At 60.6% G+C, this 20071-nt stretch carries 21 protein-coding genes; 12 read left to right on the top strand and 9 right to left on the bottom strand.

The genetic code is table 11. From position 1 onward, the window contains the following. The first annotated feature begins 29 nt into the window (after positions 1–29). From potA to M5B97_RS05900, 3 genes are read left to right on the top strand one after another with little or no spacing between them, the layout of a single operon-like run. Positions 30–1172: a polyamine ABC transporter ATP-binding protein gene (potA, locus tag M5B97_RS05910; protein ID WP_123716437.1), complete on the top strand. Its 1143-nt coding sequence runs from the start codon at positions 30–32 to the stop codon at positions 1170–1172. Continuing rightward, positions 1169–2089, top strand: a complete 921-nt coding sequence (locus tag M5B97_RS05905) for an ABC transporter permease subunit (RefSeq protein ID WP_123716436.1) — start codon at positions 1169–1171, stop codon at positions 2087–2089. The genes potA and M5B97_RS05905 overlap by 4 nt, the downstream gene beginning before the upstream one ends. Continuing rightward, positions 2086–2970, top strand: a complete 885-nt coding sequence (locus M5B97_RS05900; RefSeq protein WP_123716758.1) for an ABC transporter permease subunit — start codon at positions 2086–2088, stop codon at positions 2968–2970. The genes M5B97_RS05905 and M5B97_RS05900 overlap by 4 nt, the downstream gene beginning before the upstream one ends. Positions 2971–3059: 89 nt before the next feature. Here the strand turns inward: M5B97_RS05900 and M5B97_RS05895 are convergent, their stop codons facing one another. Then, positions 3060–3701 carry an HD domain-containing protein gene (locus M5B97_RS05895; protein WP_248730990.1) on the bottom strand — a complete coding sequence of 214 codons (642 nt, stop codon included), beginning with the start codon at positions 3699–3701 and terminating at the stop codon, positions 3060–3062. Positions 3702–3973: 272 nt separating this feature from the next. On the opposite strand from M5B97_RS05895, the gene M5B97_RS05890 reads away from it, so the two are divergent. Beyond that, a complete protein-coding gene (locus M5B97_RS05890; protein ID WP_248730989.1) occupies positions 3974–4939 on the top strand; it encodes a GlxA family transcriptional regulator in 966 nt (321 codons plus the stop codon). 14 nt (positions 4940–4953) lie between these two features. Here M5B97_RS05890 and M5B97_RS05885 read toward each other — a convergent pair whose 3' ends face one another. Beyond that, positions 4954–7308, bottom strand: coding sequence for a penicillin acylase family protein (locus tag M5B97_RS05885; RefSeq protein ID WP_248730988.1), 2355 nt, complete (start codon positions 7306–7308; stop codon positions 4954–4956). 157 nt (positions 7309–7465) lie between these two features. Between M5B97_RS05885 and M5B97_RS05880 the strand changes: the two genes are divergently transcribed. Both M5B97_RS05880 and M5B97_RS05875 read left to right on the top strand, forming a co-directional pair. Further along, entirely contained in the window at positions 7466–8572 is a 1107-nt protein-coding gene (locus M5B97_RS05880) for a GNAT family N-acetyltransferase (RefSeq protein ID WP_248730987.1), read from the top strand. Further along, positions 8569–9447: a hypothetical protein gene (locus M5B97_RS05875; protein ID WP_248730986.1), complete on the top strand. Its 879-nt coding sequence runs from the start codon at positions 8569–8571 to the stop codon at positions 9445–9447. The genes M5B97_RS05880 and M5B97_RS05875 overlap by 4 nt, the downstream gene beginning before the upstream one ends. On the opposite strand, the gene M5B97_RS05870 is transcribed toward M5B97_RS05875, so the two are convergent. The 4 genes from M5B97_RS05870 to M5B97_RS05855 all read right to left on the bottom strand — a co-directional run bounded on the left by M5B97_RS05870 (position 9425) and on the right by M5B97_RS05855 (position 12080). Continuing rightward, complete coding sequence (locus M5B97_RS05870; RefSeq protein WP_248730985.1) at positions 9425–10645, bottom strand: DegT/DnrJ/EryC1/StrS family aminotransferase; 1221 nt, start codon at positions 10643–10645, stop codon at positions 9425–9427. The two genes, M5B97_RS05875 and M5B97_RS05870, sit on opposite strands and share 23 nt — an antisense overlap. Further along, positions 10645–11055: an EamA family transporter gene (locus M5B97_RS05865; protein WP_123716430.1), complete on the bottom strand. Its 411-nt coding sequence runs from the start codon at positions 11053–11055 to the stop codon at positions 10645–10647. Before M5B97_RS05865 ends, M5B97_RS05870 begins: the two co-directional genes overlap by 1 nt. Further along, positions 11055–11411: an EamA family transporter gene (locus M5B97_RS05860; RefSeq protein WP_248730984.1), complete on the bottom strand. Its 357-nt coding sequence runs from the start codon at positions 11409–11411 to the stop codon at positions 11055–11057. Before M5B97_RS05860 ends, M5B97_RS05865 begins: the two co-directional genes overlap by 1 nt. 90 nt (positions 11412–11501) lie before the next feature. Then, positions 11502–12080, bottom strand: coding sequence for a DUF6436 domain-containing protein (locus tag M5B97_RS05855; protein ID WP_248730983.1), 579 nt, complete (start codon positions 12078–12080; stop codon positions 11502–11504). Positions 12081–12179: 99 nt separating this feature from the next. Here M5B97_RS05855 and M5B97_RS05850 point away from each other — a divergent pair, with 99 nt between their 5' ends. Next, complete coding sequence (locus tag M5B97_RS05850; protein WP_248730982.1) at positions 12180–13121, top strand: alpha/beta hydrolase; 942 nt, start codon at positions 12180–12182, stop codon at positions 13119–13121. 39 nt (positions 13122–13160) lie between these two features. On the opposite strand, the gene M5B97_RS05845 is transcribed toward M5B97_RS05850, so the two are convergent. Then, positions 13161–13913, bottom strand: a complete 753-nt coding sequence (locus M5B97_RS05845; RefSeq protein WP_123716426.1) for a DUF2059 domain-containing protein — start codon at positions 13911–13913, stop codon at positions 13161–13163. A 131-nt stretch (positions 13914–14044) separates the two neighbouring features. Here M5B97_RS05845 and M5B97_RS05840 point away from each other — a divergent pair, with 131 nt between their 5' ends. Further along, complete coding sequence (locus M5B97_RS05840; RefSeq protein ID WP_248730981.1) at positions 14045–14677, top strand: 2OG-Fe(II) oxygenase; 633 nt, start codon at positions 14045–14047, stop codon at positions 14675–14677. 1 nt (position 14678) lies between these two features. Continuing rightward, positions 14679–15161, top strand: coding sequence for a DUF523 domain-containing protein (locus tag M5B97_RS05835; RefSeq protein ID WP_248731087.1), 483 nt, complete (start codon positions 14679–14681; stop codon positions 15159–15161). On the opposite strand, the gene M5B97_RS05830 is transcribed toward M5B97_RS05835, so the two are convergent. Further along, a complete protein-coding gene (locus M5B97_RS05830; RefSeq protein ID WP_123717120.1) occupies positions 15112–15636 on the bottom strand; it encodes a transporter substrate-binding domain-containing protein in 525 nt (174 codons plus the stop codon). The two genes, M5B97_RS05835 and M5B97_RS05830, sit on opposite strands and share 50 nt — an antisense overlap. A gap of 134 nt (positions 15637–15770) precedes the next feature. Here M5B97_RS05830 and M5B97_RS05825 point away from each other — a divergent pair, with 134 nt between their 5' ends. Then, a complete protein-coding gene (locus M5B97_RS05825; protein WP_123717121.1) occupies positions 15771–16211 on the top strand; it encodes a DUF4399 domain-containing protein in 441 nt (146 codons plus the stop codon). 125 nt (positions 16212–16336) lie between these two features. Here M5B97_RS05825 and serA read toward each other — a convergent pair whose 3' ends face one another. Next, on the bottom strand, positions 16337–17566 hold the full coding sequence (gene serA / locus M5B97_RS05820) for a phosphoglycerate dehydrogenase (RefSeq protein ID WP_123717122.1): 1230 nt from the start codon (positions 17564–17566) through the stop codon (positions 16337–16339). A gap of 205 nt (positions 17567–17771) precedes the next feature. Here serA and M5B97_RS05815 point away from each other — a divergent pair, with 205 nt between their 5' ends. Then, the gene (locus M5B97_RS05815) at positions 17772–19166 is read left to right on the top strand and encodes an FAD-binding oxidoreductase (protein WP_248730980.1); all 1395 of its coding nucleotides are present in this window, start codon (positions 17772–17774) and stop codon (positions 19164–19166) included. Positions 19167–19187: 21 nt separating this feature from the next. Continuing rightward, a complete protein-coding gene (locus M5B97_RS05810) occupies positions 19188–19853 on the top strand; it encodes a fumarylacetoacetate hydrolase family protein (protein ID WP_123717124.1) in 666 nt (221 codons plus the stop codon). Positions 19854–20071: the final 218 nt, after the last annotated feature.

Genomic DNA, 20071 nt, shown 5'->3' with positions numbered 1-20071 from the left:
TGCACTCTTTTTTTCTGGGAGTTTCGTAAATGGCAGTTGCCTCCGGCGCCTATAAGAAAGCCCTCGAGGGCGACCAGACACCGAAGAAGGTGTTGGTCAAAATCGACCGGGTCACGAAGAAGTTCGACGAGACGATTGCGGTGGACGATGTGTCCCTGGAAATCAAAAAAGGCGAGATCTTCGCCTTGCTCGGCGGTTCGGGATCGGGCAAATCCACTTTGCTGCGTATGCTTGCAGGCTTCGAGCGCCCAACGGAAGGTCGCATCTACCTCGACGGCGTGGACATCACCGACATGCCGCCCTATGAGCGGCCGATCAACATGATGTTCCAGTCCTACGCCTTGTTCCCCCACATGACTGTGGCGCAGAACATCGCTTTCGGCCTGCAACAGGACAAGATCCCCAAGGCCGAGGTCGACGCCCGTGTGGCCGAGATGCTCAAGCTGGTCCAGATGAGCCAGTACGCCAAGCGCAAGCCGCACCAATTGTCCGGTGGCCAGCGTCAGCGCGTGGCCCTGGCCCGTTCCCTGGCCAAGCGCCCGAAACTGCTGCTGCTCGATGAACCGATGGGCGCGCTGGACAAGAAACTGCGTTCGCAGATGCAGCTTGAACTGGTTGAGATCATCGAGCGTGTAGGCGTGACGTGCGTCATGGTGACCCACGACCAGGAAGAGGCCATGACCATGGCCGAGCGTATCGCGATCATGCACCTGGGCTGGATTGCCCAGATCGGCAGCCCGATCGATATCTACGAAACCCCTACCAGCCGCCTGGTGTGTGAGTTCATCGGCAACGTCAACATCTTCGAAACCCAGGTAGTGGACGACGCCGAAGGCCACGCCGTGCTCAAGTGCGCCGACCTGGACCGCGATATCTACGTGGGCTACGGCATCGCCACCTCGGTGGAAGACAAGTCGGTGACCTACGCCATCCGCCCGGAAAAACTGTTGGTCACGTCTGAAATGCCGACCTGCGAGCACAACTGGTCCAGCGGCAAAGTGCACGACATCGCCTACCTCGGCGGCCACTCGGTGTTCTACGTGGAACTGCCGAGCGGCAAGCTGGTGCAGTCCTTCGTCGCCAACGCCGAGCGCCGTGGCCAGCGCCCAACCTGGGGCGACCAGGTATACGTGTGGTGGGAAGACGACAGCGGCGTGGTACTTCGCTCATGAATATGAAGAAGTTCAAGCGCCAGCTGCAGCGAATAACCCCCACTGGCCGGCATGCGGTCATCGGGATTCCTTTCCTTTGGCTGTTCCTGTTTTTCATGCTGCCGTTCTTCATCGTCCTGAAGATCAGTTTTGCCGAGGCCGACGTCGCGATCCCGCCCTACACCGAGATCTATACCTTCGTTGAGCAGAAATTGCAGTTGGTGCTCAACCTGGCCAACTACGCGATGCTGGGCGACGACGAGTTGTACATCTCGGCGTACCTGGGGTCGCTGAAGATGGCGTTCTTCAGCACGCTGTTGTGCCTGCTGATCGGCTACCCGATGGCCTACGCCATCGCCAAGGCGCGCAAGGAGATCCAGACCGTTCTCGTGCTGTTGATCATGATGCCGACCTGGACCGCGATCCTGATCCGTGTGTATGCGTGGATGGGCATTCTCAGCAACAACGGCTTGCTCAATGGCTTCCTGATGTCCATGGGGCTGATCAACGAACCGCTGCAGATCCTCAACACCAACATCGCGGTGTATATCGGTGTGGTCTATTCGTACCTGCCGTTCATGATCCTGCCGTTGTACGCCAACCTGGTGAAACACGACCAGAGCCTGCTGGAGGCTGCGTCTGACCTGGGTTCGAGCACCTTCAACAGCTTCTGGAAAATCACCGTGCCGCTGTCCAAGAACGGCATCATCGCCGGCTGCATGCTGGTGTTTATCCCGGTGGTGGGCGAGTTCGTGATCCCGGAACTGCTGGGCGGCCCGGAAACCCTGATGATCGGTAAAGTGTTGTGGCAAGAATTCTTCAATAACCGTGACTGGCCGGTAGCGTCTGCCCTGGCGGTGGTGATGCTGGCGATCCTGATCGTGCCGATCATCCTGTTCAACCGCAGCCAAGCCAAAGAGATGGAGGGCAAGATATGAAGCGCTTCAGTTTCTCCAGCTTTATGCTGGTGGCGGGGTTGTTGTTCATCTACCTGCCGATGCTGATCCTGGTGATCTACTCGTTCAACGAATCCAAGCTGGTAACGGTGTGGGGCGGTTGGTCGATCAAGTGGTACGTAGGCCTGTTGGATAACACCCAGTTGATGGGTTCGGTGGGACGCTCGCTGGAAATCGCCTGTTACACGGCGGTGGCTGCGGTAGCCCTGGGCACCTTGGCGGCCTTTGTGCTGACGCGCATCAGCCATTTCAAGGGCCGCACGCTGTTCGGCGGCCTGGTGACCGCGCCGCTGGTGATGCCGGAAGTGATCACTGGTCTGTCGCTGTTGCTGTTGTTCGTGGCCATGGCGCAGATGATCGGGTGGCCCCAGGAGCGTGGCATCGTCACGATCTGGATCGCTCACACCACGTTCTGTGCGGCGTATGTGGCGGTGGTGGTGTCGGCGCGCCTGCGTGAGCTGGACCTGTCGATTGAAGAGGCGGCGATGGACCTGGGGGCGCGGCCGTGGAAGGTGTTCTTCCTGATCACTATCCCGATGATCGCGCCGTCGTTGGCGGCGGGCGGCATGATGTCGTTCGCGTTATCCCTCGACGACCTGGTTCTGGCCAGCTTCGTATCGGGCCCGGGCTCGACGACCCTGCCGATGGAGGTGTTCTCGGCGGTGCGCCTTGGGGTCAAGCCCGAGATCAATGCCGTGGCCAGCCTGATTCTGTTGGCGGTGTCGCTGGTGACCTTCCTGGTGTGGTTCTTCAGCCGTCGTGCCGAGGAACACCGCAAGAAGGCCATTCAGCAGGCCATCGAAGAAGCGGCGGCAGATGGCTGGCAGCAGCCTGACAAGCGCAGAGCTTCGGCACCGGTCTAATCTGGCTACCTGAAGAAACCGGATCAAAATGTGGGAGCAGCGGTGCGACGATCCGCCTTGCTCCCACATTTGATTGCAGCCCAGGCCGATTATGCAGCCCAAGGCGATTTGCGGATCACCTCGACAAAATTCATCGGCTTGAAGCCCGGCTCCTGATCCACCAGTACATCCGTCTTCACGTTGCCGAACGTGGTCTGCGGGCGATGGCGTAAGCCGTCGGCAAAGGCGCAGATGATGCACTCCTTGAACCCTTCACCCCGTGGATGCGCATGCACCACTGCCTCGCGCTGCGTGGCGTCAAAGGCTGCGTAGTCCATGCCCAGCACGTCCATCTCGACGCCGGCCGTCACCAGTGCCACGGTGGGGCGCAGATGCTTCGGTACGCCCGGCGTGGTGTGCAGGGCGATGGACAACCACACTTGTTCGATGTCGTCATCGCTCAGCCCGTAAGGCTTGAGGAACGCCGCTGCCGCATTGGCGCCATCCACTTCGAAGCGCTCGTCGTCACTGCGATGGCCTTCGACCAGCCCCAGGTCGTGAAACATGGCGCCGACGTAGAGCAGCTCCGGATTGTAAGCGAGTTGTTGGCGTTCACCGCTCAAGGCACCGAACAGGAATACCCGGCGCGAGTGGTGATAAAGCAGATCGGATTCGATGTCGCGGATGTATTCGGTGGTGGCTTTGGCCAAAGCGCTGTCGGGTATTCGGATACCGGCGATGGTGGTGTTCATGGTGATTCTCCTCTGGAAAGATTCCAGTCTGGTCGCGCGCTCGCGAACGGGCCATTGCGGCGAGGGCGCTATCCCGGCCAATGTGGTGGTACATCGTGCCAAGGCAAAACCGGCTAGGGTGTAGGCTGCGAGAATCCGGATGCAGGAGCGGGGCTTGCTCTCGATCGCGGTGGTTCAGTTGCACAGTAGGTGCCTGGCACTCGGCAATCGAAAGTTCAGGCGCCTCTCCATGGGGGTTTGCATTTATTCAGTCAGAAAAGGTGTTTTTGAGTATGGGCAAGACCGTCGCCATCCTGATCTTCCCCGGCGTCCAGTCGCTGGACGTGAGCGGCCCCATGGATGTGTTCTGCGAGGCCAACCGCTTTTTGCCGCCGCAAGACCATTACCAGCTGGAAGTCATCGGTCTCGCTCACGGCAACATGGCTGCCTCCAACGGCCTGTCACTGCAGGCCCATCGGCACTACAGCGAAGCCCTGCAAGCCTATGACCTGTTGCTGGTAGCCGGAGGCCCGCAGTTACCCTTCGAAGATTTCGGTGCCTTGTTCGACGCTTGGCTGCGCGGTGCCACTGCTCGTGCGCAACGCTTTGGTTCGATCTGTAATGGGGCCTTCATGCTGGCCCGGGCCGGCTTGCTGGACGGTAAAACCGTCACCACCCACTGGAACGATGCCGCGGATCTGGCGCGCCTGTGTCCCACCGCCCACATCGATGCCGACCGCCTCTACGTACAGGACGGTAACCTCTTCACCTCGGCGGGGGTGACCGCAGGCATCGACCTGTCGTTGTACCTGTTGGCCCGGGACCACGGTCCGGAAGTCGCGCTGAGCGTGGCTAAGCGCCTGGTGGTATTCACTCAGCGTTCCGGGGGGCAGTCGCAGTTCAGCCCGTTCCTCACACCTCACGCCGAAACCACCTCGGCGGTGGCACTGGTGCAGTTGTACGTATTGGCGAATCTGACGGGGGATCTGACCATCGCCGACCTGGCCAAGGCCGCCAATATGAGCGCGCGCAATTTTTCCCGGGTATTTGCCCGTGAAGCGCGGATAACCCCGGCCGAGTTTGTCGAGCGAGCGCGGGTGGATGCGGCGCGGGTGATGCTCGAAAGCAGCGGCGCACCGCTCAAGACGGTGGCCTATCAATGCGGGTTTCGCGATGCCCAGCACATGCGCAGCGTGTTCAACCGACGGCTGGGTGTGACGCCGCATCAGTTTCGCCTTAACTTTGCGGCACCGGTTTGAATGGGGAAGGAGGGTTATCTGGCTGGCAATAGTTTCAGGATGCCACGGGTATTCGCCGTGACTTCCTCATCACTGAAATGTGCTTGCTCGTATCCACCCTCGATGTAGGTTTGTGCCTGGTCGCCATAGTGCCGATCGAACGGCACGCCGCTTTGCCCCACCGGGTTGATGGTCAGAGCATGGGCCGGGTAGGCGAAGTCGATCAAACGGCGGGTCGATGGGCCGTAGGTCACCGGCCAGGGCGCGGGGCCGATCATCGCCGATTGGTTGTTCGGCACTTCGTGTGTGCCGGGTGCGGGGAACGGGCCGACGTTGAAAAGTTTGTCCAATGGCTTCTGCATGCCCAGCGGGTGCCCATGGGTCAACGTGTGCGCCTTGCCCCACTGCCACTGGCCCGGGTCGTCGCCGAGTGTGGCCTTGAGGTGCGCCAGGCTATTGTCCCAGGCGAGCTTGACGGTGTCGGCGCGTTTGCCGTCCCACCACGGCGAGTCCGCTGCAGCGGCGAGGCGCGGCAATGCGGCGTCGATCATTCGGGTGGTGAGCAGGGTCTTGAACAGGGCGTCGCCCAACTTCGGGTGGAAGGTTGCGTCGGTGAGGTTGAACAGGAACTGGTTGAACAGCGTGGCGCTGGTGGAGTCCAGTGGATAATCGCCTTTCCAGCTCGCCAGTTGTTCCACCAGCTTCCACTGCGCCGGGTCCTTGACCACGTCGCGCAATACCGGCAGCAACGGCGCCAGCAAACGTGGGCCGTAGGCGCTGGTAGTGCCCAGTTGCAGGGCCTGGCTGTTGCTCAGGTCCCACTTCACGCTTTTGTCGCTCAGTTGTGTGTTCAACTGCTGCCCACGGTCGGGCAGGTTGTAATAGCCGGGGATCTCCATGCCGGTGGGCGAGGCCGGCTGGGCATTGGCGGACACCACATAACCACGCGCGGGATTCTCTTCCTGAGGGTTGGCGCTGAATGGGTAGAAGCCCAGCTTGTCGGCCTGGGCGGTGCTACCGTCGAGGATGAAGGCCGGGTTGACGCCGCTCGGGCGGATCGGCAATTGCGCCGCGGCCCACCAGCCGATATCGCCCTTGGCATTTGCCCACACGATATTCAGCCCGGGTGCCGAAACCTTGGCGGCTGCCGCACGCGCCTTGGCCAGGGTATCGGCACGGTTGAGCTGGTAGAAGCCTTCGAGGATCGGGTTTTCGGTGTCGAGGAACGCCCACCACATGGCGATCGGCGTCTTGCCGGCATTTTCGCCGAGCACGTCATTGATGATCGGGCCATGGGGTGAACTGCGCAGGGTCAGAATGACCGGCTCCTGGCCTTTTACGGCAATCTGCTGTTCGCTGCTGGTCATGTCGACCCACTGGCCGTGGTACCAGACCTGGTTGGGGTTATCCGGGTTGACCTTCTCGGCGATCAGGTCGAGGTCGTCGTTCTGGAACATGGTCAGGCTCCAGCCGAAATCCAGGTTGTGCCCCAGGAACGCCACCGGTACCAGCGCGTTGTGATAGCCGTACAGCTCAAAGCCCGGCGCCGACAGCTGCGCCTCGTACCACACCGACGGCACCGAGAAGCGGATATGCGGGTCGCCCGCCAGCAACGGCTTGCCACTTTGGGTACGGCTGCCGCTGATGGCCCAGGCGTTGCTGCCCTCGAACTGCGGCAGGCCGTTGTCGGCCAGGGCCCTGTCGCTCAGGGCAGCAAGGGCGCCGAGGCTTTTCCAGTCGCCGGCGGCCAGGTTGAGCGCGCCCTTGGGTTGCCAGTCCAGGTCGAAGACTTTCAGGTATTCGCTGCCCAGTTGGTCGCGCACGTAAGTCAGCACAGGCTCGGTACGAAACGCGACGGCAAAACTGTAGGCCATGTACCCGGCGACGCTGATGGTGTCTTCGGGTGTAAAGGGCCGTTTGGTGATGCCCAGCACATCGAACTCCATGGGGCTGGCGTGGCTGTCCTGATACTGGTTGACCCCATCGAGGTAGGCTTGCAGGGCCTTCCACGCGTTCGAGTCGTGGTCGATGTGTTCCACGTAGCTCAAGGCACGCTCACGAATACGCAGGATGCGGAACAGTTTGTCGGTTTCCAGCAGCTTGGGGCCCAGGACCTCGGCCAGCTCGCCACGTGCCAGGCGCCGCATGATCTCCATCTGGAACAGCCGGTCCTGGGCGTGCACATAGCCCAGGGCGCGATACATATCGGCCTCGTTCTCGGCGCGAATATGCGGCACGCCACGGTCGTCGTAACGCACTGTGACGGCGCCTTGCAGGTTGCTCAGCATGACCGTTCCCTGACGGGTGGGTTGCTTGCTGTAGACATACCAGCCGGCGCCGGCCAGGAGAATGGCAATCAGAAGAGCGAGCACGGTCAGGCTGCGTTTCATGGACGGTCCTTGGGTCAGTCACCTTGAAGGTCAACGGAGTCTAATAGGTTTGATGGAGACTGAGGAAATGCTGATGCGCCGTTGTGACAGCCGAGGTTCAAGTGACCGGCGCTGTGGATGAGCTACTATTGCGCCCGTCGTCCTTGAGCCTTTTTTCATGACCTGCGCCACGCAACCCAAGCCAGATCCCAGCCATGCAGACGTTGCCTACGCCTGTAGCCTGGAAGCGCAATCGCTGATCAGCCGCTTTTTGCAGCATCCGCCGGTCGGCTTTGACGCCAGGCTGTCTGACCAGGGCTTGCCGTACTTCTTCACCCCGTTCGATCTGTTGACCACCGCCGACGATGACTTCGTCAAGCGTGTTCGCGGTTGGCCGGGCTATGCCGTGTGGCATTCGTGGTTGCGTGTCGACAGTTGCTTTGTGGGCACGACGGTCACTGAGTACGCGCCGTTCCCTCAGGACGTATCGCCCGAGCACCTCGCACAGTGGCTGCAAGAGGAATGCGTCCCGCAGCGCAACCTCACCATCGTCAAAGACGTGCCGCACAATTCCCCGTTGCTCAGCGAGGCCGACAACCGTTACGCGCAAGCCTTGATCGATGATTGCACTCGGCGTGGTTTCATCAGCCTTGAGGGTCAGGCACTGGCTTATGTGCCGATCAACTTCACCACCATCGATGAATATCTTGGGCGCTTGTCCCACAGCCGCCGCCGCAATATCCGACGCAAATTACGCAGTCGTGAAGCGTTGCGCGTGGAGGTCCTGGATACCGGCGATGCACGCTTCAACGATGATGCCTGGCTGACGCAGCTGTACGGGTTGTACAAGGCGGTGTACGACCAGAGCGAGATCCATTTCGACCTGCTCGCACCGGAGTTTTTCAGCGGGTTGCTGAGGGACGCCGGCAGCAATGGCCGGGTGTTCTGCTACTGGCACTGCGACGAACTGATCGGCTACAACCTGTGCTATGTGCAGGGCGACAAGCTGCTCGACAAGTACATCGGCCTCAATTACCCGCAGGCGCTGGAGTTCAACCTGTACTTTGTCAGCTGGTTTGTGAACCTGGAGTACGCGGTGGCCCATGGGCTGGAATTTTATGTGGCGGGCTGGACCGACCCGCAGGTCAAGGCCAACCTCGGCGCCGACTTTACCTTTACCCGTCACCTGGTGTGGATACGCAACCCGCTGTTGCGCAAGCTGGGCAACCGGTTCCGGCATCACTTTGAAAGTGACTTGCAGTGGCACCAGGAGAAAACCGCATGAGCCAGGACCGAGCGCCGCTGATTCTCGATTTCGATGGCGCCGTCAGCGACATTCCCGGCGCAGTCACCTTACCGCTGCAGGCGTGGCAGGAAAAAATCCGCTTCGGCTGTCGTTGGGCCCAGTTCAAGGAACTGGAAACCGCCCTGCACGCGCAGATGCCCAGCGATTACGGCTGCGTGTTTACCGGCAGTGGCGACTACCACCACCTCAGCCAGCTTCTGTTGAACCGCCTGCCCAGTCAACAGAAGTACCAACTGATCATCTGCGACAACCACCCCGACAATATGCGCTACCCGTTCGGCATCCACTGCGGTTCTTGGGTCTATTGGGCCAGCCGCTTGCCCCAGGTCGAGCATGTGCATGTGCTGGGTATAGGTTCGCAGGACATTGCCTTGGGCCACGCCTGGGAGAATCACTGGTCGCCGCTGCTCAAACGCAAGTTGACCTACTGGAACGTCAACGTCGATACGCGCTGGATGAACTGGATCGGCGCCGGGCCGAGCAATCGTGCCTTCAACCATCCGGATGAGTTGATGAGTGCGTTTCTGGCCCAGCTTGATCGCTCGCTGCCGGTGTACCTGTCCATCGACAAAGACGTGCTAAGCCCACAGGTGGTGAACACCAATTGGGACCAGGGTGAATTCCTGGAACAGCATTTGAATGATCTGATCGATGCCTGCCAGGGCCAGGTCATTGGCGCGGACGTCACCGGTGACGTATCGGCCTATCACTATGAAAGCAGGTTCAAGCGCTGGCTGAGCGCGTCTGATGGCCAGGAAGAACTGCCTGAGGCGCAGGTGCAGATTTGGCAACAGCAGCAGAACGAGTTGAATGGCCGTCTGGTCGCGCGCATCAATCAGGCTTGGAAACGATAACCTTCAGCCTGGCGAGGATCTGTTCGAAGAGCTCGTCGGTCAGCCAAGGGCTGTTGCTGATCGACAGTGTGCGGCGGGCGAAAGCCTGGGCCTGAGTGATCTGGCTGCCCGGCTCCAGCAAGGGGGCCACGTCGGGGTAATCCGGCAAGGTATGAATAAACAAACGCGTCACGCCCAGCCCCGAGGTCCAAAGCTGCGCCATCGCCGCATCCCGGGTGTGCGCCGAGGGCATCATCACCATCAGAAAAGGCCAGGTCCCCTGCCGTCCGGGCCGGTCGAGGATGACCGAGACACCGGGCAGGACATTCAAGCGTGCGGCACGGTGTAATGCCCGGGTGCGGCCTTGTTGCAGGTGATCGGGCAAGCGAGCCAGTGCAGCGGCGCCGACCCTGCGGCGATAACCGCCCAAATGATGCAGCGGGATGTCGTTGACCGAGAAATTATCACCGACTGCGGCGACTTCATCGCCTTGTGCCAGCGCCGTGCGCAATGCCTTGCCATACACGTAATACAAGCCGTACGGCCGATAAAGCAGGGCATATCCCCACAGCTCGGCGCTGCGCCGCAACTCCCAGTGCAGGCTGAACGGCAGGTCCTGGCGACATTGGCGGTGCAGCGCCTGATGCAACACCGGGTCACGGCTGAACAACACGCCGCCCTCTGCCGTCGTCAGGCCTTTACCCAGTGCCATGCTGAAAAAACCCACGTCGCCTTTGAGCCCGACACTGTGACCATCATCCAGCGCCCCCATGGCTTGCGCGGCATCTTCGATGACCGCCGCGCCGATTGCACCGGCAATGCGCCTGGCAGTGTCGACATCAGCTACGCGCCCGGCCAGATGGGTGACCACCACCGCCAGGGTGCTTTCGTCGCACAACTGCGCCAGGTGCTGTTCGTCCAGGTCGATGCTGTCGGGTTGCAAATCACAGGGCACCACCCGCAACGGCGGGCAGTAATGGGCGGCCAAGGCCACCAGTGGGCAGGTATAGGCCGGCACGATGAGCCGGGTACGCCCCGGCATCCGCTGTTGCAATACCCGCAGGGCGATGACCAGCGCGGCGGTCCCGGAGCAAGGCAGCGCCGGCAGCGGGATCGATAACTGGCGGGCCAGGGCAGGGGCCAGGTCGCCCGACAAACCGAACAGGTCCCACCAGCGCAGGGGCAACCCTGCGGTAGGCGGAATCTCCCGGCGAGTCATTACGCCAGCGTCTCGGAACGACCGGCACCGATGACTTTACCGGCTTCGTCTTCGCTGCGCGCCAGGCACAGGATGCCGGCAATGATCAACGCGCCGCCGATGATCTTCGGCAGAGTCAGGCTGTCATCGAACAACCACACGGAAATCAGCGTGACGCTGATCAGTTCCAGGTGCGAGGCCGCAAATGCCGGACCTACCGGGGCATATTTGAGCAAGGTCATCCAGGTGAAGAAGGCACCGATGTAACCTACAAAAGCGCCGTAGATCCATGGAGCACCAAACACACGCACCAGCCAGGCGGTGTCCATCGTCAGCGGTTCGGCATGCACCGAGGCGAATTTGAAGCTGACCTGCGCCAAGGTGTCGAAAATGATCAGCGCGAGAAAACCCAGGATATAAAAGCGTTTCATTATTCAAACCCCACGACGGTCACGCCACAGGCGATCAGCATGATGCCGATCAACCGCCATTTGCTCAGGCTTTCCTTGAACAGGAAGCGGCCGGCAATCATGATCACCACGATATTGATCGAGCCCAGCATCACACCGACCGACAGCGGCACCAGTGTCAGGAAGGCCAGCCACAACACGAATTCGAAGACGTAACAGATAACGCCGATCCAGATCCACGGCCGTTTGAGCATGTGTTTCCAGTGGGCCAGGCCGTCATGCTCGGCGCTGGCTGACGCCGCGGCCTTGAAGGCCAGCTGGCCGGACGTGTCGACGATAACGTTGAGTATCCAGAGGATGATGGTTAACTGGCTCATGTATTCCTGTGCTTACAATCCTGCCGAGGGCGTACGATACAGCAGCCTGCCGCCTGGGTGACTGGAGTTTGCCGCTCGAACAGCCTGTGTTCAGTTTGACTCATCGCGCCACTGGCAATAGCAACCCACCGCCAGCGTGTGGGTGGCACTCACTTCGCGCCCGGCCCCAAGGGCTTTCAAGATCGGTTCGATAAAGCTGTTGCTGGAATTACACGTCAGCCCTTCACTGTAGGGGCCGAAGTACGCAAGCTTGCCCGTGCGGTCCCAAATGCCCACGGCCGGCGTTGCCGGCACCTGGTCGGCACCGGGCAGAGCGCTGAGGGGTTTCATCTTGCGCAGTTTGTCAGGCAGTTGGCCGTGGCTGCCGGCCTTTTGCAGAGCATAAAACTCCACGCCTTGAGGCGCGTACTCTTCGATCAGTTCGTCCAAATGCTGCTGGTTGCCGACATTGCACGGGCACGCCGGGTCCCAGAAGTGCACGAGGCGTATCGGGCCGGGGCCTGCGAGTTCGGCAGGCAGGCGCAAGGCGTCGCCGGAGAACACCGCGGTGTGTTCGCTGAAGGCACGCAGATAGCGGCCCTGGAACCAGTCATAGGCGGCCCACAGCACACCGGTGCAAATGACCAGAATCAGGCTGGCGAACAGGGCGGTGCGCAAGTGCTGTCGCATTTGGATCTTTCCTCGGAGGTCGCGTAGCTTGCCATGCTTGCCCTGACAGATGAATATCGCAGCTCGATATTCATCTTCCCTGAGAGTCTGGAACCCTTTATGCCTGTCAGCTTTGACCCCGATCATCTACGCGAAAGCTTGCGGCCTTTGGTGGATGCGCAGCCGCTTTCCGTGGAGGCTCGGGTCTACCAGCGCTTCTATGGATTGGACCTGCCGGCGCGCAAAGTGCCGGTCGCCAGCCGCTTGGGACGCTTTGAAGTGGAAGGCTTCCAGGTGGTGGCGCAAGTCTGGTGGCCAGTGCAGCCGGTGGCGACGATGTTTATGTTCCACGGCTTCTACGACCATATGGGGCTGTACCGCCACGTAGTGGATTGGGCGCTGGACCGTGGGTTCGTGGTAATCGCCTGCGATTTGCCGGGGCATGGCTTGTCCAGCGGCGCCCGTGCAAGCATCGATGATTTTGCGGTGTATCAGGCCGTGGTGCAGGCGCTGTTTGCCCAGGCCCAGGCGCTGCAACTGCCGCAACCCTGGCACTTGTTCGGACAAAGCACGGGCGGTGCGGTAGTGGTCGACCACCTGCTCAACCATGGCCTCGACAGCCCGGCCCAAGGCCAGACCTTCCTGCTGTCGCCCTTGGTGCGGCCACGGGCCTGGGGCTGGTCGCAGGTCAGCTATTACCTGCTGCGTCCGTTTGTAAAAGGCATCGCTCGCCGGTTCAGCGAGAATACCAACGACCCGGACTTCAAGCCGTTCCTGGAGGCCGACCCGCTGCAACCCCGCCAACTGCCCACGGCCTGGGTCGGCGCGCTGGCGCGCTGGATCAAGCGCATCGAAGCCGCCCCGCGCAGCCCACGACGGCCACTGATCGTACAGGGGGAGGAAGACATGACGGTGGACTGGCAGCACAACTTGCAAGTGCTGCAGGGCAAGTTCGACCGGCCTGAGGTGTTGATGCTGCCGCGTGGCAGGCATCACCTGGCCAATGAGATTCCCGAGATTCGCCGGCAATACTTCAGCTTCCTGACAGACCACCTGAAGTAACGGGCTCAGTGCGGGAGGGGGGACGCTCCCTTGCGCACTTTACTGCGTCAGGCTGGACGTGCTTTGGCCGACGGCAAGCCCTGCCCTGATCGCTGCCAATGCTGCCTGGTAATACGCTTTACCTTCCGGTGACTCCGCAAACGTAGCGAACTCTTCCAGCTCCGGGTCGGACAGGTTCCGATAGACGTACAGCAGCGTGTTGTTCAGGTCGTTGCCGATCTGTTGCATCAGGCGCTCACGTTGACCATTCAACATGCCTTGGGCCTGGGTACCGCCCAGCAGGCCGGGAATCATCTGGCTCAAACTGTCAGCCGCGACACCGGCAATTGCCAGGCTGACTTCCGCACCGGCTTCGCGTGCCGGCAGGGCCTGGGCCAGGTGTCCGATGATCAGGCTGCGGGTCGCGTCGGCTTCCATGTGGGGCAAGCCCTTGGCGTTTTTCGCCAACTGGTCGCGGCGGGTGGCGAGCAATTCGGCATCGACAATCTTGCGGCCCAGGGGGGATTGGAAGAACGCCAGCGCGGGCTTGGGGTCGGCCAGGTGCTTGCGCAACTGCGCTTCGGCACGCTGATCAACGGCCTGGGCCGCAAAGCGTTTGTTGCTGTTGTCCACCAGCGCCTGGTACACCGCCGGCGGCAGGCTATTGCGGTAGCGTTGCTGGGCGGCACTGAGGGCGTCATTGAAATGCGCACGTTGTTCGGCCCAGCCGGCGACTTTGTACAACTGGTCATGGCTGTCTGCCCAAGCGGGCAAAACGCAGAACATCAGCACGGAAAAAAACAAACGACGCATAGGGACTCCTGTCAGTCGGCCACTATTGTCCGTGTCGGGCGTAGGATTTGTCGAGAAATCCTATCAGTCACCTGACTAAAGTGTGTTCAGACGCTCGGCGGCTCTGTCGAATTCACAGGCGTATGGATACTATGCGCGCCATGCAAATATCCTTCGATCACCCGCTGCTGCAACGTATCGTCGACGACCTGGCCGAAAAAGGCTGGTCGCAGCAGAACGGCTTCCTGCCCCAGGCTCTGACCCTGGAACTGGCGGCTGAGTGCCGTAAACGTGCGGCCGAGGGTGAATTGGTACCTGCCGCTGTAGGGCGAGGGCCGGCCCAGGAGATTCGCGAGGGCATTCGCGGTGACCATATCCAGTGGCTGGAAGAGGGCGATGCAGCGGTCTGCCAGACCTATATGGGGTTGATGGACGGCCTGCGGCTGGCGATGAATCGCGATCTGTTCCTGGGCCTCGAAGACTTCGAAAGCCACTTCGCGATGTACCCGCCGGGGGCGTTTTACCTCAAGCATCTGGACCGTTTCCGCGATGATGACCGGCGCACGGTTTCGGCAGTGGTCTATTTGAACGACGCCTGGTTGCCTGAGCATGGCGGCCAGTTGCGCATGTACCTCAAGGATGGCGTCGAATACGATGTGGAGCCCAGCGGCGGTTGCCTGGTGGTGTTCCTGTCGGGGGAAGTGCCCCACGAAGTCCTGCCCGCTACGCGCGAACGCTTGTCCTTGACCGGCTGGTTTCGCCGGCGGGGCAATGAGCCGTTTTGATATGGAAAAGATTCTGGTCAGCCGCTGCCTGCTTGGACACAAGGTGCGTTATGACGGCGGAGCCAGCGGCCCGTTCGATCCCTTGGTGCAGTGGCAGGCCGAGGGCCGAGTGGTCGCGATTTGCCCAGAGGTCTCGGGCGGCTTGCCGACGCCACGGCCACCTGCCGAAATCGCGGGCGGGCAGGGCGTCGACGTGTGGGAAGGCCGTGCGCGGGTGCTCACCGCCGAGGGCGAAGACTTCAGCGCCGCCTTCCTCGATGGCGCCCGCCAGGCGCTGGCATTGGTGCAGCGCCACGGCATCCGCATCGCCATCCTCAAGGCCAACAGCCCATCCTGCGGCAACCGGCTGATCTATGACGGCACCTTCAGCGGTCTCAAGGTGAGCGGCGAGGGTGTGACGGCAGCGTTGCTCAAGCACCATGGGGTGCTGGTGTTCAGTGAGCAGGAGTTGCCTGAAGCGGTTCAGGCATTGGCGCAATTGTAAGGGGCTGGCCCTTTAACCACTTGTGCGAGAGCGCTTTCAAGCGGCCATCGGCCTTGATCTGCTGCAGTGCCCTGTCCAGGCTGCTCTTGAACGCCGGGTTGCCCTTCTGGAACGGAATCGCCAGTTCCGGCTTTTCGAGATAAGCCTCGCTGAAATCGAACCGATCATTGAGCTGCGCAGTCATAGCGATATGGTTGATGGCTACGTCATATTTGCCGGTTTCGACGCCCGACAACAGGTCGCTGTCATCGGTGGTGATAAAGGAGGGGCGCACATCCATTTCCTTGGCCAATTGTTCACCCAACTCCACTTCAAAACCGGTTAGCTTATTGCCGTCCTTGAAGTTGAGGGGCGGGGTGTTGGCTTCCAGTGCGATGCGCAGTTCGCCGCGATCAAACACATCGTCGATCAGTTCGGCATGGGCCAAAGGGCTCAAAAGGGGAAGTAAAAGTACAAGGCCAGGCGAAAAGCGCATGGTCGCTCCTAAAGAATTCAGCTGTGCGAGGTGCCGCCCAGCATCGCTTTGCTATTGTGTTGAGTGCCTTGGACAGCAATTTGTCGCGAAGTTGTCATAACCCAACAGATTTCCTGCAGAAACTGGAGAAGCGAATGAAAGCCTTATTGTCCCGTGCAACGATTGCCAGCCTGCTGCTGGGTGCCTCGATGTTGGCCACCGCCGCCGACGGCATCCCGCGTAGCGCGCCGCCTGAAGGTGCCAAAGTATTTATCGTGTCGCCTAAGGATGGCGCCACTGTGGATAAGACCTTTACCGTCAAATTCGGCATGGAAGGCTTGAAGCTGGCCCCGGCCACTGAACAGGCCCCGGGCACCGGCCACCACCACCTGTTGATCGACCAGAAAGAGCTGCCGGATGCCAGCGTACCGATCCCGGCCACCGAGACCGTGATCCACTACGGCAAGGCCCAGACCGAGACCGAACTGACCCTCGCCCCAGGCAAGCACACCTTGCAACTGGTGGCCGGCGACAAACTGCACATGCAGTTCAACCCGACTGTAGCCTCGAAAGTGATCACGGTTAATGTGAAATAAAAAACGGGAGTCCCTGGCGGGGCTCCCGTTTTTTATAGCTGCAAGCTTCAAGCTATAAGCTGCAAGCGACAGCTTTTTGCTTGCAGCTTCAAACTTGCAGCTTGCAGCTGACTAGTACCTAGTCCCTAGAAAAGCACGCGGCTACGAATCGTGCCTTTGATGTGCTGCAGCTTCTCTTGCGCCAGGTCCGAGTACTCGGCGTCGACGTCGATGACCACGTAACCGACTTTCTCGTTGGTCTGCAGGAACTGACCGGAGATGTTGATGCCGTTTTCCGCGAAGACCTTGTTGATCTCCATCAGCACGCCAGGGATGTTCTGGTGGATGTGCAGCAGGCGGTGTTTGCCAGGGTGAGCCGGCAGGGCCACTTCCGGGAAGTTCACCGACGAAACGGACGTACCGTTGTCGCTGTACTTGACCAGCTTCTCCGAAACTTCCAGGCCGATGTTGGCTTGGGCTTCGGCGGTGGAACCGCCGATGTGCGGGGTCAGGATCACGTTGTCCAGGCCACGCAGCGGGCTTTCGAAGACGTCATCGTTGGAGCGAGGCTCTACCGGGAAGACGTCGATGGCGGCGCCGATCAGGTGCTTGTCCTTGATCGCTTCAGCCAGGGCATCCAGTTCGACCACGGTGCCGCGTGCGGCGTTGATCAGGATGCCGCCTTTCTTGATGGCACGGATTTCCTTCTCGCCAATCATCCACTGGGTCTCAGCGGTTTCCGGAACGTGCAGGGTCACGATGTCGGACATGCCCAGCAGCTCGGTCAGACTGGCCACTTGGGTGGCGTTGCCCAATGGCAGTTTGGTCAGGGTGTCGTAGAAGAACACCTGCATCCCCAAGCCTTCAGCCAGGACCGACAACTGAGTACCGATCGAGCCATAACCCACGATACCCAGCTTCTTGCCGCGGATTTCGAAGGAGTTGGCCGCGCTCTTGATCCAGCCGCCACGGTGGCAGGAAGCGTTCTTCTCCGGGATACCGCGCAGCAGCAGGATGGCTTCCGCCAACACAAGCTCCGCAACGGAACGGGTGTTGGAGTACGGTGCGTTGAACACCGCGATGCCGCGCTCGCGCGCTGCGTTGAGGTCAACCTGGTTGGTGCCGATGCAGAAACAGCCGACCGCCACGAGTTTCTTGGCGTGATCGAAGATTTCTTCGGTCAACTGAGTGCGTGAGCGAATGCCGATAAAGTGCGCGTCGGCGATCTTTTCCTTGAGCTGGGCTTCCGGCAGAGAACTGGTGATGTACTCAATGCTGGTGTACCCGGCGGCTTTCAGAACGTCGACAGCCGATGGGTGGACGCCTTCCAGAAGAAGGAACTTGATCTTGCTCTTATCGAGAGAAGTCTTGCTCATCTGCGTAAACCTGTATCCCGGAGAAAAATGGCAGGGAGTCGGATCACTTAAGCTGACCCGGACGGCAGGAAAGCCGTCACCGCAGAAACGCCCTTGGGCTCTGTCCTGCGGGGGCGGTATGCTAGCATACGCGCCCCGCTAAACACTCATTCCTGCGACGTGAAGCGTTCTCAGGATGACCATGAATTGTTCGAGAGTTCTGTCAATGACCCATCCTGCCCTGATTGATGAGCTAAAGACCCTGGTTGAGCCTGGCAAAGTGCTGACCGATGCAGACTCCCTGGAGGCTTACGGCAAGGATTGGACCAAGCACTTCGCACCCGCGCCTACCGCCATCGTCTTCCCCAAGACCATTGAGCAGGTGCAGGCCATCGTCCGCTGGGCCAACGAGCGCAAGGTGGCGCTGGTGCCATCGGGCGGTCGTACCGGCCTGTCGGCGGCAGCGGTGGCGGCGAATGGCGAAGTGGTGGTGTCGTTCGACTATATGAACCAGATTCTCGACATGAACCTCACCGACCGCACTGCCGTCTGCCAGCCGGGCGTGGTCACCAAGCAGTTGCAGAACGCTGCCGAAGAACACGGCCTGTACTATCCGGTGGATTTCGCTTCGTCCGGCTCCAGCCAGATCGGCGGCAATATCGGCACCAATGCCGGCGGGATCAAGGTGATTCGCTACGGCATGACCCGAAACTGGGTTGCCGGCATGAAAGTGGTCACCGGCAAAGGTGATGTGCTGGAACTGAACCGCGACCTCATCAAGAACGCCACCGGTTACGATATGCGTCAGTTGTTTATCGGCGCGGAAGGCACCCTGGGTTTCGTGGTCGAAGCCACCATGCGCCTGGACCGGGCGCCGAAGAACCTCACCGCGATGGTGCTTGGTACCACCGATTTCGACTCGATCATGCCGGTGCTGCACGCGTTCCAGAGCAAGCTGGACCTGACCGCGTTCGAGTTTTTCTCCGACAAGGCCCTGGCCAAAGTCCTCGGTCGCGGCGACGTGCCGGCACCGTTCGAAACCGAGTGCCCGTTCTATGCGCTGCTGGAGTTCGAAGCCACCACCGAAGAAGTCGCCAACCACGCTCTGGAAACCTTCGAACACTGTGTTGAGCAGGGCTGGGTGCTGGATGGCGTGATGAGCCAGAGCGAAACCCAGCTGCACAACCTGTGGAAGCTGCGCGAGTACATCTCCGAAACCATTTCCCACTGGACGCCGTACAAGAACGACATCTCGGTCACTGTCTCCAAAGTACCGGCGTTCCTGCGCGAAATCGATGCAATCGTCGGCGAACATTACCCTGACTTCGAGATCGTCTGGTTCGGCCACATCGGCGACGGCAACCTGCACCTGAACATTCTCAAGCCGGAAAACCTGAGCAAGGACGAGTTCTTTGCAAAGTGCGCCACCGTGAACAAGTGGGTGTTCGAAACCGTCGCGAAGTACAACGGCTCGATCTCCGCCGAGCACGGTGTGGGGATGACCAAGCGCGATTATCTGAGCTATAGCCGTTCTCCAGTAGAGATCGAATACATGAAAGCGGTCAAAGCGGTGTTCGACCCGAACGGGATCATGAACCCCGGCAAGATCTTCGCTGTTTAACCGCCCTCCAGGAGGCGCTCCATGAGCTACCAGCACAAGTATGTCGACGGCACCAACATCCACTTTCCGCTGGGCAAAGTGGTGTGTATCGGGCGTAACTACGCCGAACATGCCAAGGAACTGGACAACCCGGTACCGACTGAGCCGTTGCTGTTCATCAAGCCGGGCAGTTGCGTCGTGGCGCTGGAGGGCGGTTTTGCGATTCCGACCGAGCGCGGTTCGGTGCATTACGAAGCGGAGATCGCTGTATTGATCGGCAAGCCGTTGTCGACCAAGCCCAGCCGCGAGGAAGTGCTGGACGCTATCTCCGGTTTCGCCCCGGCCCTGGACCTGACCCTGCGCGACAAGCAGGCCGAGCTGAAAGCCAAGGGGCTGCCCTGGGAAATCGCCAAATCCTTCGACGGTGCGGCGGTGATTGCGCCGTTCGTGGTCGGCAGCACCTTCCCGGACATGACCGATATCGGCATACGCCTGACGATCAATGGCGAGGTGCGTCAGGACGGCAACAGCGCGCAGATGCTTAACCCGATCATCCCGATGATCCAGCACATGGCCGGCTGTTTCTCGCTGCAGGCCGGCGATGTGATCCTCACCGGCACGCCAGCCGGTGTGGGGCCGTTGAACGTGGGCGATGAGCTGGTGTTGGAGTTGTCGGGCGTGAGCCGCTTCGAAAGCAACGTTCGCTGATTGCCTGGCGAAACCCATCTCGAGTGTGGGAAGGGGCAAGCCCTCCAGTCAGTTAAGCGTAACTGCCGTCTGTAGGAGCGAGCTTGCTCGCGAAAAACGTCAACGATAACGCGTGTCGCCTGAATGAACGCGGCGTCTGTGGGTTTTTCGCGAGCAAGCTCGCTCCAACAAATAGTCTTGACTGGCTGGCATCCGGCCTCTGACTCGGCGCTGAAGTG

It is taken from the genome of Pseudomonas sp. MWU13-2517, assembly GCF_023242545.1.
Taxonomy (GTDB): Bacteria; Pseudomonadota; Gammaproteobacteria; order Pseudomonadales; family Pseudomonadaceae; genus Aquipseudomonas.
The sequence above is the reverse complement of the archived record's forward strand: the minus strand, read 5'-3'. Positions and strand labels throughout refer to the sequence as shown.

Excerpts from the sequence above, each read along its gene's own strand:
- M5B97_RS05875 (WP_248730986.1), top strand. The coding sequence starts at position 8,569 with ATGAGCCAGGACCGAGCGCCGCTGATTCTCGATTTCGATGGCGCCGTC.
- M5B97_RS05900 (WP_123716758.1), top strand. The coding sequence starts at position 2,086 with ATGAAGCGCTTCAGTTTCTCCAGCTTTATGCTGGTGGCGGGGTTGTTG.
- M5B97_RS05870 (WP_248730985.1), bottom strand. The coding sequence starts at position 10,645 with ATGACTCGCCGGGAGATTCCGCCTACCGCAGGGTTGCCCCTGCGCTGG.
- M5B97_RS05845 (WP_123716426.1), bottom strand. The coding sequence starts at position 13,913 with ATGCGTCGTTTGTTTTTTTCCGTGCTGATGTTCTGCGTTTTGCCCGCT.
- M5B97_RS05850 (WP_248730982.1), top strand. The coding sequence starts at position 12,180 with ATGCCTGTCAGCTTTGACCCCGATCATCTACGCGAAAGCTTGCGGCCT.
- M5B97_RS05835 (WP_248731087.1), top strand. The coding sequence starts at position 14,679 with ATGGAAAAGATTCTGGTCAGCCGCTGCCTGCTTGGACACAAGGTGCGT.
- M5B97_RS05810 (WP_123717124.1), top strand. The coding sequence starts at position 19,188 with ATGAGCTACCAGCACAAGTATGTCGACGGCACCAACATCCACTTTCCG.
- M5B97_RS05855 (WP_248730983.1), bottom strand. The coding sequence starts at position 12,080 with ATGCGACAGCACTTGCGCACCGCCCTGTTCGCCAGCCTGATTCTGGTC.
- M5B97_RS05890 (WP_248730989.1), top strand. The coding sequence starts at position 3,974 with ATGGGCAAGACCGTCGCCATCCTGATCTTCCCCGGCGTCCAGTCGCTG.
- M5B97_RS05825 (WP_123717121.1), top strand. The coding sequence starts at position 15,771 with ATGAAAGCCTTATTGTCCCGTGCAACGATTGCCAGCCTGCTGCTGGGT.
- M5B97_RS05860 (WP_248730984.1), bottom strand. The coding sequence starts at position 11,411 with ATGAGCCAGTTAACCATCATCCTCTGGATACTCAACGTTATCGTCGAC.
- M5B97_RS05880 (WP_248730987.1), top strand. The coding sequence starts at position 7,466 with ATGACCTGCGCCACGCAACCCAAGCCAGATCCCAGCCATGCAGACGTT.
- potA (WP_123716437.1), top strand. The coding sequence starts at position 30 with ATGGCAGTTGCCTCCGGCGCCTATAAGAAAGCCCTCGAGGGCGACCAG.
- M5B97_RS05830 (WP_123717120.1), bottom strand. The coding sequence starts at position 15,636 with ATGCGCTTTTCGCCTGGCCTTGTACTTTTACTTCCCCTTTTGAGCCCT.
- M5B97_RS05905 (WP_123716436.1), top strand. The coding sequence starts at position 1,169 with ATGAATATGAAGAAGTTCAAGCGCCAGCTGCAGCGAATAACCCCCACT.
- M5B97_RS05885 (WP_248730988.1), bottom strand. The coding sequence starts at position 7,308 with ATGAAACGCAGCCTGACCGTGCTCGCTCTTCTGATTGCCATTCTCCTG.
- M5B97_RS05865 (WP_123716430.1), bottom strand. The coding sequence starts at position 11,055 with ATGAAACGCTTTTATATCCTGGGTTTTCTCGCGCTGATCATTTTCGAC.
- M5B97_RS05815 (WP_248730980.1), top strand. The coding sequence starts at position 17,772 with ATGACCCATCCTGCCCTGATTGATGAGCTAAAGACCCTGGTTGAGCCT.
- M5B97_RS05895 (WP_248730990.1), bottom strand. The coding sequence starts at position 3,701 with ATGAACACCACCATCGCCGGTATCCGAATACCCGACAGCGCTTTGGCC.
- serA (WP_123717122.1), bottom strand. The coding sequence starts at position 17,566 with ATGAGCAAGACTTCTCTCGATAAGAGCAAGATCAAGTTCCTTCTTCTG.
- M5B97_RS05840 (WP_248730981.1), top strand. The coding sequence starts at position 14,045 with ATGCGCGCCATGCAAATATCCTTCGATCACCCGCTGCTGCAACGTATC.